This is a genomic window from Actinomycetospora atypica (assembly GCF_042653685.1).
GTDB lineage: Bacteria > Actinomycetota > Actinomycetes > Mycobacteriales > Pseudonocardiaceae > Actinomycetospora > Actinomycetospora atypica.
Window position 1 is genome coordinate 128,202 of sequence record NZ_JBHSIV010000012.1, and the last position, 15,242, is coordinate 143,443.

Annotated in this window: 14 protein-coding genes and 1 pseudogene; 11 read left to right on the forward strand and 4 right to left on the reverse strand. The window is 74.7% G+C overall.

Translation table 11 applies throughout. The features are described from left to right. Window position 1 precedes the first annotated feature (1 nt). Window positions 2-1,171 (forward strand): homoserine O-acetyltransferase MetX, encoded by a 1,170-nt coding sequence (gene metX / locus ACFPBZ_RS13825; protein WP_378036641.1) that lies wholly within the window; start codon window positions 2-4, stop codon window positions 1,169-1,171. Here metX and ACFPBZ_RS13830 read toward each other — a convergent pair. After that, entirely contained in the window at window positions 1,122-1,535 is a 414-nt protein-coding gene (locus ACFPBZ_RS13830; RefSeq protein ID WP_378036642.1) for an ArsR/SmtB family transcription factor, read from the reverse strand. The genes metX and ACFPBZ_RS13830 overlap by 50 nt on opposite strands. An 89-nt stretch (window positions 1,536-1,624) precedes the next feature. Between ACFPBZ_RS13830 and ACFPBZ_RS13835 the strand changes: the two genes are divergently transcribed. The 9 genes and pseudogenes from ACFPBZ_RS13835 (at window position 1,625) to ACFPBZ_RS13875 (ending at window position 10,450) form a co-directional block, all read left to right on the forward strand. Continuing rightward, window positions 1,625-2,341: an alpha/beta fold hydrolase gene (locus tag ACFPBZ_RS13835; protein WP_378036643.1), complete on the forward strand. Its 717-nt coding sequence runs from the start codon at window positions 1,625-1,627 to the stop codon at window positions 2,339-2,341. A 55-nt stretch (window positions 2,342-2,396) separates the two neighbouring features. Next, a complete protein-coding gene (locus ACFPBZ_RS13840; protein ID WP_378036644.1) occupies window positions 2,397-3,290 on the forward strand; it encodes an oxidoreductase in 894 nt (297 codons plus the stop codon). An 80-nt stretch (window positions 3,291-3,370) separates the two neighbouring features. Continuing rightward, window positions 3,371-4,174 carry a PaaI family thioesterase gene (locus tag ACFPBZ_RS13845; RefSeq protein ID WP_378036645.1) on the forward strand — a complete coding sequence of 268 codons (804 nt, stop codon included), beginning with the start codon at window positions 3,371-3,373 and terminating at the stop codon, window positions 4,172-4,174. A 135-nt stretch (window positions 4,175-4,309) separates the two neighbouring features. Continuing rightward, window positions 4,310-5,500, forward strand: coding sequence for an LLM class flavin-dependent oxidoreductase (locus tag ACFPBZ_RS13850; protein WP_378036646.1), 1,191 nt, complete (start codon window positions 4,310-4,312; stop codon window positions 5,498-5,500). 232 nt (window positions 5,501-5,732) lie between these two features. Then, window positions 5,733-6,678 (forward strand): annotated as a pseudogene (locus ACFPBZ_RS13855) (ABC transporter ATP-binding protein); the annotation flags it as partial. A gap of 530 nt (window positions 6,679-7,208) precedes the next feature. After that, a complete protein-coding gene (gene cbiE / locus ACFPBZ_RS13860) occupies window positions 7,209-8,480 on the forward strand; it encodes a precorrin-6y C5,15-methyltransferase (decarboxylating) subunit CbiE (protein WP_378036647.1) in 1,272 nt (423 codons plus the stop codon). Continuing rightward, on the forward strand, window positions 8,477-9,217 hold the full coding sequence (gene cobM / locus ACFPBZ_RS13865) for a precorrin-4 C(11)-methyltransferase (protein ID WP_378036648.1): 741 nt from the start codon (window positions 8,477-8,479) through the stop codon (window positions 9,215-9,217). The genes cbiE and cobM overlap by 4 nt, the downstream gene beginning before the upstream one ends. 73 nt (window positions 9,218-9,290) lie before the next feature. Further along, window positions 9,291-10,022 (forward strand): cobalt-precorrin-6A reductase, encoded by a 732-nt coding sequence (locus ACFPBZ_RS13870; RefSeq protein WP_378036649.1) that lies wholly within the window; start codon window positions 9,291-9,293, stop codon window positions 10,020-10,022. A gap of 188 nt (window positions 10,023-10,210) precedes the next feature. Then, window positions 10,211-10,450 (forward strand): ribbon-helix-helix domain-containing protein, encoded by a 240-nt coding sequence (locus tag ACFPBZ_RS13875; protein WP_378036650.1) that lies wholly within the window; start codon window positions 10,211-10,213, stop codon window positions 10,448-10,450. 61 nt (window positions 10,451-10,511) lie between these two features. Here ACFPBZ_RS13875 and ACFPBZ_RS13880 read toward each other — a convergent pair whose 3' ends face one another. After that, window positions 10,512-11,753 carry an MFS transporter gene (locus ACFPBZ_RS13880; protein WP_378036651.1) on the reverse strand — a complete coding sequence of 414 codons (1,242 nt, stop codon included), beginning with the start codon at window positions 11,751-11,753 and terminating at the stop codon, window positions 10,512-10,514. Between the two features lie 218 nt (window positions 11,754-11,971). On the opposite strand from ACFPBZ_RS13880, the gene ACFPBZ_RS13885 reads away from it, so the two are divergent. Then, entirely contained in the window at window positions 11,972-13,852 is a 1,881-nt protein-coding gene (locus ACFPBZ_RS13885) for a S9 family peptidase (protein ID WP_378036652.1), read from the forward strand. Window positions 13,853-13,868: 16 nt separating this feature from the next. On the opposite strand, the gene ACFPBZ_RS13890 is transcribed toward ACFPBZ_RS13885, so the two are convergent. Both ACFPBZ_RS13890 and ACFPBZ_RS13895 read right to left on the reverse strand, forming a co-directional pair. Next, complete coding sequence (locus tag ACFPBZ_RS13890) at window positions 13,869-14,597, reverse strand: helix-turn-helix domain-containing protein (protein WP_378036653.1); 729 nt, start codon at window positions 14,595-14,597, stop codon at window positions 13,869-13,871. Continuing rightward, window positions 14,594-15,235, reverse strand: a complete 642-nt coding sequence (locus ACFPBZ_RS13895) for a DUF3159 domain-containing protein (protein WP_378036654.1) — start codon at window positions 15,233-15,235, stop codon at window positions 14,594-14,596. The genes ACFPBZ_RS13890 and ACFPBZ_RS13895 overlap by 4 nt, the downstream gene beginning before the upstream one ends. Window positions 15,236-15,242: the final 7 nt, after the last annotated feature.

The window sequence follows — 15,242 nt, forward strand, 5'->3', positions numbered from 1 at the left end:
CATGGCGGACGGACCGGGCCCCCCACCGGAGACCGACACCGTGCCGGTCCTCCCTCCCGCCACCGGCGCGTGGCGGGAGGGGGACCCGGCCGGCGGGCGCCGCTTCGTGACGCTGCCCGATCCGCTGCCCCTCGAGACCGGGGCGGCGCTGCCCGACGTCACGGTCGCCTACGAGACGTGGGGGACCTTCGACGGGTCCAACGCCGTCCTCGTGCTGCACGCCCTCACCGGCGACTCCCACGTCGTCGGGCCCGCCGGGCAGGGGCACCCGACCGCGGGCTGGTGGGCGGGCCTCGTCGGGCCGGGCCAGGTCGTCGACACCGACCGCTGGTTCGTCGTGGCCCCGAACGTCCTCGGCGGCTGCCAGGGCACCACGGGCCCCGCGTCCGCCGCGCCCGACGGCCGCCCCTGGGGATCCCGGTTCCCGCGCACCAGCGTGCGCGACCAGGTCGCGCTCGAGGTGCGGCTGGCCGACCAGCTCGGCATCTCCTCGTGGGCCGCGGTGCTCGGCGGGTCGATGGGCGGGATGCGGGCGGTCGAGTGGGCCGTCACCCACCCCGACCGGGTCGAGCGGCTGATGCTCGTGGCCTGCCCGGCCGCGGCGTCGGCCGACCAGATCGCGTGGGCGTCCCCGCAGCTCGCCGCGATCCGCGAGGACCCGAACTGGTGCGACGGGGACTACCACGACCGCGGCCGCGGGCAGGGCCCGCACGTGGGGCTCGGGGTGGCGCGGCGGATCGCGCACGCCACCTACCGGACCGCCGAGGAGCTCGACCTGCGCTTCGGGCGGCGCCCGCAGCCCGGCGAGGACCCCTACGACGCGGCGCATCCCGGCCGCTTCGCCGTCGAGTCCTACCTCGACCACCACGCCGAGAAGCTGGTGCACCGCTTCGACGCCGGCTCCTACGTAGCGCTGACGGCCGCGATGAACGGCCACGACGTGTCCCGGGGCCGCGGCTCACTGGCCGACGCGCTCGGCCGGATCACCGCCCGCACGGTGGTGGCGGGCGCGACGAGCGACCGGCTCTACCCGCTCTCCCAGCAGGAGCAGCTGGCCGACCTGATCCCCGGATCGGGCCCGGTGGAGGTCATCGAGTCGCCCTACGGGCACGACTCGTTCCTCATCGAGTCGAGGCGCCTCGGACAGATCCTGTCGCCGTTGCTGGAGTGAGCTGCTCGAAGGCGACCCCGTCGTGGATGCGGTCGAGCAGGTCCTTCACCACGGCGTCGGCGAGCCGGTAGCGCACCACCCGCCCGTCGCGGTGGGCGCTCACGAGGTTCTGCGCCCGCAGCAGGCGCAGGGCCTGGCTCGTCGTGGAGTCCTTGAGGCCGGCCGCGAGCGCGAGGTCGGACACGCAGATCTCGCCGACCTCGTGGATGCACAGCAGCAGCGTCAGCCGCGTGGGGTCGGCGAGCAGCGCGAACCGCGACACCCAGCCGTGCATCGTCGGGGCGTCGGGCAGGGCCGCGACGGCGGCGCAGACGCGGTGGTCGCCGTCGACGCCGATCGCGTCCGCATCGCCCGTGAGGTGCACGGGCGCAGTATTTCACGTCCGGCCTGCGGCCACGTGCGTGCGCTTCGGTGCCCGGACACGGAAACGGACACCGGGTAGCGTCGGCCGACGTGAGTGCTCCGGTCATCCCGCCGTTCCGCGGGAACGTCCTCGGCGAGGCGCGCTGGCAGCTCGAGCTGGCGATGCTGCTGGTCAGCGACGTCTTCCGGGGTCACGGCGTGCCGCCGGGCGACGGCGCCGCGGTGCTCACCATCCCGGGCTTCCTCGCGGGGGACCCGTCGCTCGCGGTGCTGCGGACCTGGCTGCGCCGCTGCGGCTACCGCACCTACCGGTCGGGGATCTCCTGGAACGTCGACTGCTCGGAGGCCGCGGTCCGGCGCCTCGACCGGCGCCTCGCCGAGGTGTCCGAGCGCGCCGGCGGCCCCGTGACGCTGATCGGGCACAGCCGGGGCGGGCTCCTCGCGCACGCGCTGGGGGTACGACGACCGTCGCGGGTCCGGCAGGTGATCACGCTCGGCAGCCCGCTGTCCTCGCCCTTCGACGCCTCGGTGCTCACGCTCGCGGCGGTCGGCGGGGCCCGGCTCGGCCAGAACCTGCTGCGCCCCGCCCGCACCCAGTGCCTGACGACGGCCTGCCCGTGCGCGTTCGGCTCCGACCTGCGCGCGCCCGCCCGGGTCCCGCTGACCAGCATCCGCACGAGCGAGGACGGGATCGTCCGCCCGGAGTCGTGCGTCGTGGCCGACGGCGACAACGTCGCGGTCCGCGGCAGCCACATCGGGCTGTGCGTGAGCTCCCGGGTCTACGAGGAGATCGCGCGACTCCTCTGAGCGCTCGCCCTTCTCCCGTCGCTTCGCTCGCCCCGGCCCGGGGTACCGATCACCCATGGCTCCGTGGACCTCCGCCGACATCCCCGACCAGTCGGGACGCACCTTCGTCGTCACCGGCGCGAACTCCGGACTCGGCCTCGTCGCCGCCGGACAGCTCGCCGCGCACGGCGCCCACGTCGTCCTGGCGTGCCGCAACACCGACAAGGGCGAGCAGGCCGCCGCCGAGATCCGCGCACAGGGCGGCCCGGGCTCCACCGCGGTCGAGGAGCTCGACCTGGCCGACCTCGCCTCGGTCCGCAAGTTCGCCGCCCGGCTCGAGGGCCCGGTCGACGTCCTGATCAACAACGCCGGGCTGATGGCCATCCCCGAGCAGCGCACGGTCGACGGCTTCGAGATGCAGTTCGGGACGAACGTGCTGGGTCACGTCGCGCTGACCGGGCTGCTCCTCGACCGGATCACCGACCGCGTGGTGACGATGTCGAGCGTCATGCACCGCATCGGCCGGGTCCGGCTCGACGACCTCAACTGGGAGCGCCGCCGCTACCAGCGCTGGCTCGCCTACGGGCAGTCGAAGCTCGCCGACCTGATGGTCGCCTACGAGCTGGAGCGCCGCTTCGTCGCGTCCGGCTCCCGGCTGCGCTCGATGGCCGCGCACCCCGGCTACAGCGCCACCAACCTGCAGTCGCGCACCGAGTCGATCCAGGACGTCGTCATGGGGCTCGGGAACCGCTTCTTCGCGCAGGGCCCCGAGATGGGCGCGCTGCCCGAGCTCTACGCCGCGACGGTGCCCGACCTGCCCGGCGGCGTGTACATCGGCCCCGACGGCTGGGGCGAGTCCTCCGGGCACCCGATCCCGGTGGGCTCCACCGCGGCGTCGCACGACCGCGAGGTCCAGCGGGCCCTGCTGCGGGCCTGCGAGGAGCTGACCGGCGTCGAGCTCGCCGCCTGAGCGGGCGGCCCCGTCCGACAGGACGGGGCCACCTCGCCCGACCGGGGCGTGCCGCGGGACGACCCGGCATGATCGCCCGCGTGAGTGACGACCCGACGCCCCTCGCCGTCCTGCGCGGCCTCGTCGCGCAGGACGCGCCCCTGGCGCCGGTGCACGCCGCGCTCCACGCCCGGCTCACCGACGTGCAGCGGGGGACCTGCTCGGGGCGCCTCCCGACGCAGGCGGGGGACGGCCTGCTCGAGTCGGTGCTGATCCTCGCCGACTTCGTCATGGGCGTCGCCTACTCCAGCACGCTGCGCGCCGGCGACCGGATCGTCACCGTGCGGATCGGGGTCCAGCTCCTCGGGCGGCCGCTGGCCGGGGAGGAGCTCTTCGGCGTCGGCCGGCTCGACGACGCCCGCAACGGCGTGGGCCTGAGCTCGGGCACGATCACCGACCGCGAGGGCGGGGAGGTGGCCCGCTGCCTGGCCCGCAACGCCGTCCTGACCGACGACGTCGCCGGGCAGTACGGGCGCACCGCGCCGACATGGTCGAACCGGCCGTCGTCGTGGCGGCTGCTCATGCCGCACCGCGGCGAGGACCCCACCCGCGATGGCACGACGATGATCGCCCGCCCCGACCACACGAGCGCCAACTCGGCCGGCGTGGTGCAGGGCGGCGCGCTCGCCGGGCTCGCGGCGCGGGGGCTCGCGCACTCCCTCGACGTCGTCCCCGAGGACTTCGCGGTCAGCTTCGTGCGCTCGGTGCGCCCCGACGGCTCCCCGGTGATGTGCCGCGTGGTGGTGGAGCACGGCGGGCGGCGGCTCAAGGTCGGGCGCGCGGAGCTCGTCGACGACCGCGGGAAGCTGCTGGCCTCGGCGTCGGGGACGTCGTTCCGGCACTAGTCGCCGGGGCCGGCCCGGGCCTCGTCGGGAACGTTCGACGGAGCTGTGACGGCGCGACGCCGGGGCATGGACACCCCGGAGACGGGCGCTTAGCGTCTGTGACCGAGCTGACACCGACGTCGAGGAGTCCCCATCGTGAGCAGGCTGCGTTTCGGCACGTTCCTGGCCCCGTTCCACCGGGCCGGTGAGAACCCCACCCTCGCGCTGCAGCGTGACCTCGAGCTGATCGAGCACCTCGACGCCCTCGGCGTCGACGAGGCCTGGATCGGCGAGCACCACTCGGCCGGCAGCGAGATCATCGCCTCGCCGGAGATCTTCATCGCCGCCGCCGCCGAGCGGACGAAGCGGATCAGGCTCGGCACCGGCGTGACCTCGGCGAGCTACCACAACCCGCTCTGGGTGGCCGACCGGATGGTCCTGCTCGACCACCTCACTCGCGGCCGGACGATGCTGGGCGTGGGCCCGGGCTCGCTGCCCAGCGACTCGTCGATGATCGGGCTGAACCCGACCGACACGCGCGAGCTGCTCGACGTGAACCTCGACATCATCATGCGGCTGCTCGCCGGCGAGACGGTCACCGCGCAGACCAAGACCCACAACCTCGTCGAGGCCCGGCTGCAGCTGCGTCCCTACACCGAGCCCTGCTTCGACATCGTCGTCGCGGCCGTGGCCTCGCCGACCGGCCCGCGGATGGCGGGCCGGCACGGGGTGGGCCTGCTCAACATCGGCGCGACGATGTCCCAGGACGGCTTCGACGCGCTGGCCCACCACTGGAACGTCGTCGAGGAGCGCGCCGAGCACTACGGGCAGCCCGCGCCCGACCGGGACAAGTGGCGCCTCGTCGGCCTCATGCACATCGCGGAGACCAAGGAGCAGGCCTACCGCGACGTCGAGTACGGCATCGAGAACTGGTTCCGCTACTTCCAGAAGACGGCGGCGTTCCCGCAGATGGGGGTCGAGGGCGGCGACGTCAAGGAGATGATCGACTTCATCAACGAGGCCGGCATCGGGGCGATCGGCACCCCGGAGGACGCGCGGGCGCAGGTGCAGCGGCTCGCCGACCAGTCCGGCGGGTTCGGCGCGATGCTGCTGCTCGGGCACGAGTGGGCCAACCCCGAGGCCACCAAGCGCTCCTGGGAGCTCCTCGCGCAGAACGTCATGCCGCACTTCCAGGGCCGGACCTGGGGCGGGGTGTCGCACGCCGAGTCGACCCAGCAGGCCAAGGAGCGGGCCGGCCTGCGGCGCGACGAGTACGCCGCGACCCAGATGGCGGCCGTCGAGCACATGACGAAGAAGTACGCCGACGAGGTCGCCTCGAAGGGCTGATGCAGCACCGCCGCGCGGCCGGTCGACGTCGATCGGCCGCACGGCGTAGCCTGCGGGTCCCGGATGAGACCTCGCCCCGGCCCCGGCGACCGCCTCCAGTGACGATGCGACCGCCCCTGTGCGCCGCGCCGTCCGCTCCCGATCCCGGCCCCCCGCGGGTCGGTGCTCCTGCCGGTGTCGACCGCCCGCACCGGTTCCCGGTGCCGCGCGGAGATGCGCAGCGAGGGGTCACATGGCCGGGGTCGAGGTCGGGATCAAGAACCTGTCGAAGTCGTTCGGCAGTGCGAACATCTGGTCCGACGTGACCCTGACGCTGCCCGCGGGGGAGATCTCCGCCCTGCTCGGGCCGTCGGGCACGGGCAAGTCGGTGCTGCTGAAGTCGATCATCGGGCTGCTCAAGCCGGAGAAGGGGTCGATCTTCATCCGGGACACCGACCTCGTGCAGTGCTCGGAGTCGAAGCTCTACGAGATCCGGAAACTGTTCGGTGTCCTGTTCCAGGACGGGGCCCTCTTCGGGTCGATGAACATCTACGACAACATCGCGTTCCCGCTCCGGGAGCACACCCGCAAGGGCGAGTCGGCGATCCGGGACATCGTCATGGAGAAGCTCGACCTGGTGGGGCTCGACGGCGCGGAGGACAAGCTGCCCGGCGAGATCTCCGGCGGGATGAAGAAGCGCGCCGGCCTGGCCCGCGCCCTCGTGCTCGACCCCGAGATCATCCTGGTCGACGAGCCCGACTCCGGGCTCGACCCGGTCCGCACGGCCTACCTGAACCAGCTGCTGGTCGACCTGAACACCCAGCTCGACGCCACGATCCTCGTCGTCACCCACCACCTGGGGACCGCGCGGTCGATGCCGGACAACATCGGGATGCTGTTCCGGAAGAACCTGGTGATGTTCGGGCCGCGGGAGGTGCTGCTGACCTCCGAGGAGCCGGTGGTCCAGCAGTTCCTGCAGGGTCGCCGCGTCGGTCCCATCGGGATGTCGGAGGAGAAGGACTCCGCCCAGATGGAGGCGGAGATGGAGGAACTGAAGAAGCAGGGCGGGTCGGCGGAGGCCGAGGAGTCGTTCATCGACCCGCAGATCAACCCGACCGAGGGCATCGGGGAGCGCAAGGCGGTCCGGCGCCGGAAGGACCGGGTGATGCAGGTGCTGCACACCCTCCCGGAGAAGGCGCAGACCGCCATCCTCGAGCAGCTCACCGACGACGACCGGGAGCGCTACGGCATCAGCCGGGACGCCGCGCAGACCGAGGTCATCGAGATCACCCGGGACAACCCTCCCGAGGACGCCGACCCCTTCGGCCACCACGCGATGGAGGACGCGTCGTCCGCGGCGGACGACGACGGCTCGGAGGCCGACCCGGACGCCCGCGCCGCGGCCCCCGCGCCGCCGGACTCGGACGACCCCCTCGTCGGGGTCCCGGTCGACGACCACGCCGGCGGGACCGTGGTGCTCCCGCAGGGGGAGTCGGCGGGTTCCGGGTCGTCGGAGCCCGGGCCCTCTGCTGAATCGGAGCCCGAGCCCTCTGCCGAGCCGGAGCCGGAGGCCCCGGCGCACCCCGGGATGCTCGCGCGCCTGCGGGCGAGCTTCAGCCGGGGCTGAGCCCGGGGGCGTCCGTCGTCACGTCCGCCGACGCCCGACCGGGGCGCCGCGGGCCCTTAGGGTGCACGGCGTGCCTGTCAGCGAGTCCCGCGTCCGCCTCCGGTGAGCGTCACCGTCGTCGGCATCGGCGCCGACGGCTGGCCTGGGCTGGCCGCGCCGGCCCGCACCGCGTGCGAGCGGGCCGCGGTCGTCCTCGGAGCCCCCCGGCAGCTCGACCTCCTGCCCTCCTCGGTGGGCGCGCGCCGGGAGGCGTGGCCCGCACCGCTGGTCCCGTCGCTGCCGCACCTGCTCGAGCAGCACGGCGGCGGCGAGCTCGTCGTCCTCGCGAGCGGCGACCCGATGTTCTTCGGGATCGGCTCGAGCGTCCTGCGGCTGCGGCCCGACGCGGTCGTCGTGCCGCACCCCTCGTCGGTGGCGCTGGCCTGCGCCCGGCTCGGCTGGGCGGAGCAGGACGTCGTCGTGCTCTCCGCGGTCGGGCGGCCGGTCGAGGCCGTGCGCGCCGCCCTCGCCCCACGGCGGCGGCTCCTGGTCCTCGCCGACTCCGGGGCGCTGCCGGGCCGGCTCGCGGCGCTGCTCGTCGGGGCGGGCTACGGGGAGGCGCGGCTGACCGTGCTCGGCTCGCTCGGCGCGGCGCACGAGTCGCGGGTCGAGGGGACCGCCCGCGCCTGGAGCGCCCCCGACGGCGACCCGCTGGCCGTCGTCGCGATCGACTGCCCGGCGCTGCCCGACGACGCCCTCCTCGGCCGGGCCCCCGGCCTGCCCGACGACGCCTACGCCCACGACGGCCAGCTCACCAAGGCCGAGATGCGCACCCTGTCGGTCGCCGCGCTGCGCCCGCTGCCGGGCCAGCTGCTGTGGGACGTCGGCGGGGGAGCGGGCTCGGTCGGCATCGAGTGGTGCCGCGCCGAGCCGACCGCGCGCGCGGTCGCGATCGAGGACCGCGCCGACCGGGCCGAGCGCATCGCCGCCAACGCCTCGACCCTCGGCGTGCCCGGGGTGCGGGTGGTCCGGGGCCGGGCCCCCGAGGTGCTCGCCGGACTCGAGGCGCCGGACGCGGTGTTCGTCGGGGGCGGGGTGTCCGCGCCCGGCATGCTCGACGTCTGCCGGCGCGCGCTGCGCTCCGGCGGCCGGCTGGTGGCGAACGCGGTGACCCTCGAGGGCGAGGCCGCCCTGGCCGCCGCGCAGGCCGAGCACGGCGGGACGATCCGCCGGATCGCGGTGTCGCGGGCGGCCCCCGTCGGGCGCTACCTCGGGTGGAAGGCCCTCGCCCCGGTGACGCAGTGGATCCTGCGGGTCGGCGACGACGGCGCCCGGGCGAGCCCCGACGTCCACGACGTGCCCCCGCCGACCCCGCCCCCCTGGAGGATCCCGTGACCGTCCGCTTCGTCGGCGCCGGACCCGGCGCGGCCGACCTCATCACCGTGCGCGGCCTCCGGGCGATCGCCATGAGCCCCGTGTGCCTCTACGCGGGCTCGCTCGTCCCCGAGGACCTGCTCGGCCAGTGCCCGCCCGGCGCGCACAAGGTCGACACCGCCCGGATGACCCTCGACGAGATCGTCGCCGAGCTGGTCGCCGCCCACGAGGCCGGGCACGACGTCGCCCGCCTCTGCAGCGGCGACCCCGCCGTGTTCTCCGCGGTCGCCGAGCAGTCTCGCCGGCTCGACGAGGCCGGGGTCCCCTGGGAGATCGTCCCGGGCGTCCCCGCCTTCGCCGCCGCGGCCGCCGCACTGCGCACCGAGCTCACCGTGCCCGGGGTGGGGCAGTCGGTGGTGCTCACCCGCGACGCCGCGAACGCCACTCCCATGCCCGAGGGCGAGTCGCTCGACGTCTGGGCCGCCGCCGGCGGGACGCTCGTGCTGCACCTCGCGGTCCAGCGGTGCGCCGAGGTCGTCGGGAAGCTGCTCGCGCACCGGCCGCCGCACGAGCCGGTCGCCGTGGTGGCCCGGGCGTCGCGGCCCGACGAGGTGGTGCTGCGCGGGACCCTCGCCGACATCGCCGAGCGGGTCGAGGCCGCGGGCATCAGGCGGACCGCTGTGATCGTCGTCGGGCCGGTCGTGGGCCTGGAGCAGGGCTGCGAGAGCCACCTCTACTCGGCGTCGCGCGAGCGGTGAGCGCCCTTGGCTGCCGGAGCGAACGGCACTCTCGCGCACATAGAAGCAGCGAGAGTGCCGTTCGCTCCCGCGGGTGCCCGTGACCGCGCGGCGGATCCTCGTCCTCGGCGGCACCGCGGAGGCCCGGGAGCTGGCCGACGCGCTGGCGGCCGAGCCGGGCGTCGTCGTCACCACCTCGCTCGCCGGGCGCACCCGCGACCCGCGCCTCCCGGCCGGCGACGTCCGCACCGGCGGGTTCGGGGGCGTCGAGGGGTTGGCCGCCGCGCTCGGGCAGGTCGACCTGCTCCTCGACGCCACCCACCCGTTCGCCGCCCGCATGACCGACCACGCGGCCATCGCCGCGGCCGCGACCGGTGTCCCGCTGGTCGTCCTGCGCCGTCCCGGGTGGACCGAGGGCCCGGGCGACCACTGGATCCGGGTCCCGACGACGAGGGCGGCGGCGGTCGCCGTCGTCGGCTACCGGCACGTGTTCCTCGCGATCGGGCGGCAGGGGGTGGGGGAGTTCCTCGGGACGTCGGTCGCCGTGGTCCGGTCGATCGAGGCGCCGGACGTGCTGCCGCCCGGGGCCGAGCTCGTCCTCGCCCGGGGCCCGTTCGCCCTCGACGACGAGCGGGCGCTGCTGCGCCGCCACGAGGTCGACGTCGTGGTGGCCAAGGACTCCGGCGGCGCCACCGAGGCGAAGCTGACCGCGGCCCGGGAGCTCGGCGTGCCCGTGGTGCTCGTCGACCGCCCGGCGCTGCCGCCCGGGGTGCGGGTGGTCGACGACGTGGCAGGGGCGCTGCAAGTCTGCCGCGACCGGGCGTAGCCCGCCCGACCGGACGAACGGGCCGCTCGTCACCTTCGACAGTGACGAACGCGCCGCTCGTCCGGCCGGGGGACGTGCGCGCCTCCGGCACGACCGTGTCGATCGGACACGGTTCCGCCGGACCTCCGTGCTGCTCGGAGGCCCGTAAGTGCCGGACGACGAGGGTATGAGGGCAGTACGCTCGGAGTATGAGTGCCGAGCGGATCACGGTGAGCCTCCCCGCCGAGCTCGTCGCGCGCGCCCGGGCCGCCGTCGACGGGGGCGAGGCCCCGAGTGTCTCCGCCTACGTCGCGGAGGCGATGCGGGCGAAGGCCGAGAGGTCCGAGGCTCTCGGGCGCCTCGCGGCCGTGCTGGGCGGAAGACCGCCGGTGGCGGAGCTCAACGCCGTCCGCGCCCGGTGGGGGCTGCCGGGCCTGCCGACCCCGTGATCGGCGGACGCGTCTGTGCCGTGGAACGGGGCTGGGCGGTCGTGACCGGGACGCCGGAGCTCTACCGCGGCATCGTCGGGGTGGAGGTCGAGGAGATCGCCTGACCGGCCGGGTCGAGGCCCCGGAGGGCGCCGGACGCGGCCACCGCGAGGAGCACCGCCACCCACACCGCGACGACCGTGACCCCCGCCGCGACCGGCGAGCCGACCTCGGCGACCACACCGGCGACGGCGATCCCCGCCGGTGCGGCCACCACCAGCAGCGCGTTCTGCAGGCTCAGCACCCGGCCCCGGACGCCTTCCGGCGTGCGTTCGGCCTGCAGGACGCCGAGCACCGCCCCCACCAGCGCGTTCGACAGCCCGAGCATCGCGGCGCCGACGAGGACCACCGCCGGGGAGGCCAGCGTCGAGATCGTCCCGAGCCCCGCGGTGGTGCCGATCAGGGCGACGCCGACCCAGAGGCCTCGTCGTCCCCGGCTGCCGACGCCGGTGTAGGCGGTGGTCCCGACGAGCATGCCCGCCGCGAGCGCGGTCAGGACGAGACCGAGCAGGTCGGGCCGGGCGATCGTCGTGACGTACACCGGCAGGACCAGCCCCTGCAGCCCGCCGATCACGAAAGCGAGGCCGAGGGTGAGCGCGACCGTGCCGCTCAGGAACCGGCTGCGCCGCAGCACGCGGGCCCCGGCGCCGAGCTCGGCCAGGATCGACGTCCGCTCGGTCACGGCCTCCTCGATGCGGCCGTAGCGGTGCGGGACGGCCAGCGTCAGCAGGGCGGCGGCGCCGGAGGTGGCGGCGGTGACGAACAGGACCGTGGAGCCGTCGAACACCGCGAGCAGTGCCCCTGCGGCGGCCGGGCCGACGACCAGCGCCATCGAGGTCGTCGCCTGCCGCAGCCCGACGAGGCGTTCGAGGCCCAGTCCGGTGTGCCGGGCGAGGGCGGGCACCAGGACCTGGCGGGCGGTCATGCCCGGGACGTCGCCGAAGGCCCCGACGATCGCGAGTCCGACGAGCCATCCCAGGTCCAGTCCCCACAGCAGGTCGACCACCGGGATCGCGGCGACGGAGGCGGCGGAGACGACGTCGGCGAGGATCGAGCAGGTCCGGCGGTTGACCCGGTCGAGGACGAGTCCGGCGGCCAGCCCCACGACGAGCGCGGGCACGGCGGTCGCCGCCGAGACCGCGCCGACGCTCGCCGGGCTTCCCGTGATCTGCAGGACGATCAGCGGCAGTGCGACCGCGGCGATGCCGTTGCCGAGCAGGCTGAGGACGTGGGAGGCGAGGTAGGCGATCGCTACTGACCGCACGGTCTCACCGGATCCCGGGTCGGGCGAACTCGGCCCGGCGGTCGACCATCCACCGGGAGAGCTGTCGGCCTCGTCGGTAGGTCGTGACCATGGTGGCGACCGTCGGCCGTGCCGTCGCGGCACGCTCCAGTCGGGGAGGCGCACGTCACACCGGGACTTGAGGGTGCCCCGACGGCATCGTTTCTGCTGGCGCCATGACCCGCTCCGCCGTCCGTCCCGTGCCCGTGTCAGTCGAGGATCTGTTCGCCCCGCCCGAGTACGCCCGCCCGACGATCTCCCCGGACGGGAGGTGGCTCGCGTTCCTCGCGCCGTGGCGCACCCGGCTCAACGTGTGGGTGGTCCCGTTCGACGGGGTCGACGACCTCGACCTGTCCCGGGCCCGCCGGGTCACCGCCGACGACCGCCGTGCCGTCTTGGACTACCGGTGGACCGACGACCCGCGCCACCTGCTCTACCTGCAGGACGACGACGGCGACGAGAACCACCACGTGTACCGCGTCGACCTCGACGACCCGGACGCCGCAGCGGTCGACCTCACGCCCTACCCGGGCGCCCGGGTCTGGCAGCTGACCCAGGTCCCCGGGCTGCCCGGCTCCGTCGTCGTGCTGCTCAACCACCGCAGCCCGGGCCGGATCGACCTCTGCGAGATCGACGTCGCCACTGGCGAGCTCACCGTCCTCGCCGACGGCACCGACGGGAACTCCTGGTTCGCGACGAGCACCCGCGAGATCTACGGGATCGCCGTCACCGACGACGGCTGGGAGCTGCGGCAGCGGCTGCCCGACGGGGCCCTGCGCCACGTCGCGGACTTCGCCGGCGACGACCACCCCTACGGCCCGCCGACTTGGCCGACCCCGGACGGGCGCGGCCTGTGGGTCGGCAGCTACGGCGACGGCGACCGGCTACGGCTCGCCCGGCTCGACCTCGCGACGGGGGAGGAGACCGTGGTCGACGGCCACCCGACCCACGACCTCGACACCACCGCGCTGGTCTCTCCGTTGATGCCGCCGACGCTCGTCACCGACCGGCGCACGGAGGAGCTCATCGGGGTGCGGTACTCCCGCGAGCGCCAGACGATCCGGCCCCTCACCGACGCCTTCGCCGAGGTCCTGGCCGCGCTCGGGGGCCTGTCCCACGGTGACCTCGGGTCCGTGTCGTCCGACGAGTCCGGCCGCTACTGGGTCGCGTCGTTCGTCCACGACCGCGACCCCTCGTCCTGGATCCACGACCACGCCACGGGGGAGTCCCGCCTGCTCTTCCGGCCCCTCGGACGCGTCGACCCGGCGTCCCTGGCCCCGATGCTCCCGGCGTCGGTCACCGCCCGGGACGGTCTGGAGATCCCTTCGTACCTCACGCTGCCGGTCGGGCACGACCCCGAGGAGCACGCCCCACCGCCGATGATCGTCATGCCGCACGGCGGGCCCTGGTTCCGCGACGCGTGGGGGACCGACCTCTTCGGTCAGTACTTCGCCACGCGCGGGTACGCCGTGCTCAAGCCCAACTTCCGCGGGTCGACCGGCTTCGGGCGGGCCCACATGCAGGCCGGGATCGGGGAGTTCGCCGGCGCGATGCACGACGACCTCGTCGACGCCGTCGAGTGGGCGGTGTCCCACGGGTACGCCGATCCGGGCCGGGTCGCGATCTTCGGCGGGTCCTACGGCGGCTACGCGGCGCTCGTCGGGGTCACCGTCACCCCGCACCTGTTCGCGGCGGCGGTCGACTACGTCGGGGTGTCGGACCTGGCGGCCACGATGCGGAGCTTCCCCGAGGCGGTCCGTCCGGGCCTGCGCCACAACTGGTTCCGCTACGTCGGCGACCCCGACGTCCCGGAGCAGGAGGCGGACATGCTCGCCCGGTCGCCGATCACCCACCTCGACCGGGTCGTCACGCCGCTCATGATCTTCCAGGGCGCGAACGACGTGCGGGTCAAGCAGTCGGAGTCCGACAACGTCGTCGAGCGGCTCCGGGCCCGCGGGGTGGAGGTGGCCTACCGGGTCTTCCCGGACGAGGGCCACGCCTTCGTCAACCCGGAGAACCTCATGACGATGTTCCGGGAGGCGGGGGAGTTCCTCGCCGACCATCTCGGCGGACAGGCGTAGGAGGGTCGGCGGAGGGTCAGCCCCGCTCGGCCGCGTCCGCGCGGTACGCCTTCCGCATCCGGCGCAGGACGTCGAGCTGGGCGGGGCTGTACACCTCCTGGGACACCTGCTCCACGATCCGCCGGTACCGCTGCGGGTTCGAGGAGCCGAGCGAGAAGATCCTGGGATAGCGCTCCTGGAGCACGTGCAGGCTCGCCACCATCCGCTCCGCCAGGTCCTGTCGGCGGGACTCGTCGGCGTCGGGCGGCAGATCGTCGAACTCCTGGTCGGTGTCCATCCGGGCGTCCGCGGTCAGCAGCTCCGCGTAGCTCGTGCGCTCGTCCTCGGGGAGCAGGCGCCCCATGACCGACGTGAGCCGTCGGTCGGACTCGGAGAGGGGACTCGTCGCGACCACGGCGAATTCCGCCGGGAGGTCGGTCGGGAGTCGCGACGCGAGGATGCCGGCCACCTCGGCCCGCACCTGCTGCAACCGCTCGATCTGCGCCGCCAGGTCCTCGTCGAGCGCCCGCAGCGCCTCCTCCGGGTACTCGTCGCGGTCGCCGAGCTCGGCGATCTGCGCGAGGCCGAAGCCGAGGTCGACCAGCCGCTTGATCCGCAGGAGCCGGATCAGGTGCGTCACGCCGTACTGCTTGTAGCCGTTCGACCGCCGCTCGGGCTCGGGGAGCAGCCCCACCTGGTGGTAGTGCCGCACGCTCCGCAGGCTCGTGCCGGCCAGCTCGGCGATCTCCCGGGTGCTCCAGGTCATCGGGGCCCTCGCTGCGACGCCACCCGCGCGGGGGTGACGAGACGGTTGGTGGTGCGGCGGAACGCCCAGAAGACCACGATCGCCACCACCGCCGTCAAGGGGACGCCCAGGACGATCCGGGCGAGCGCGAGGCCGCCGGTCGAGTCGATCCACCACAGCCACCCCGAGACCGCGGCCCGCGTCGCGAACATGGCGGCCGCGGCCGTCGTCGCGACGGTGTGCGCACGCCGGGACACGCGGTCGTCGCGCCAGGCGTGGCCGCCACCGTGGATCGCGTTCCAGACGAGGCCCGTGACCGGCCGGCGGATCACGAGGGAGCCGGCGACCGGGACGAGGCAGACCAGCGACCCGACGATCCCGACGAGGAAGTAGTCGCTCGCCGATCCGGTCCAGACCGCGATGCCCGCCGCGACGCCGACCCCGAGGACCCCGCCGAGCGCGGTGGAGGTGGGCTCCCCGCGGGCCTTCCGGACGATGCCGAGCGCCACGGCGACCGCGAGGGAGACGCCCGCCGTCACCGGAAGCGAGGTCACGGTCGTGAGCAGGGCGAACACCACCTGCGGGGCGCCCGTGCCGACCAGACCCCACCAGCCGCCGAGGCGGTCGAGAGTGGTCAGGTGTGGGTTCTCGGTGAGCATGCCGGGC

What these genes read in the sequence shown, in the direction of transcription:
- metX (WP_378036641.1), top strand. Translation starts at nt 2, where the DNA reads ATGGCGGACGGACCGGGCCCCCCACCGGAGACCGACACCGTGCCGGTC.
- ACFPBZ_RS13840 (WP_378036644.1), top strand. Translation starts at nt 2,397, where the DNA reads ATGGCTCCGTGGACCTCCGCCGACATCCCCGACCAGTCGGGACGCACC.
- ACFPBZ_RS13875 (WP_378036650.1), top strand. Translation starts at nt 10,211, where the DNA reads ATGAGTGCCGAGCGGATCACGGTGAGCCTCCCCGCCGAGCTCGTCGCG.
- ACFPBZ_RS13890 (WP_378036653.1), bottom strand. Translation starts at nt 14,597, where the DNA reads ATGACCTGGAGCACCCGGGAGATCGCCGAGCTGGCCGGCACGAGCCTG.
- ACFPBZ_RS13895 (WP_378036654.1), bottom strand. Translation starts at nt 15,235, where the DNA reads ATGCTCACCGAGAACCCACACCTGACCACTCTCGACCGCCTCGGCGGC.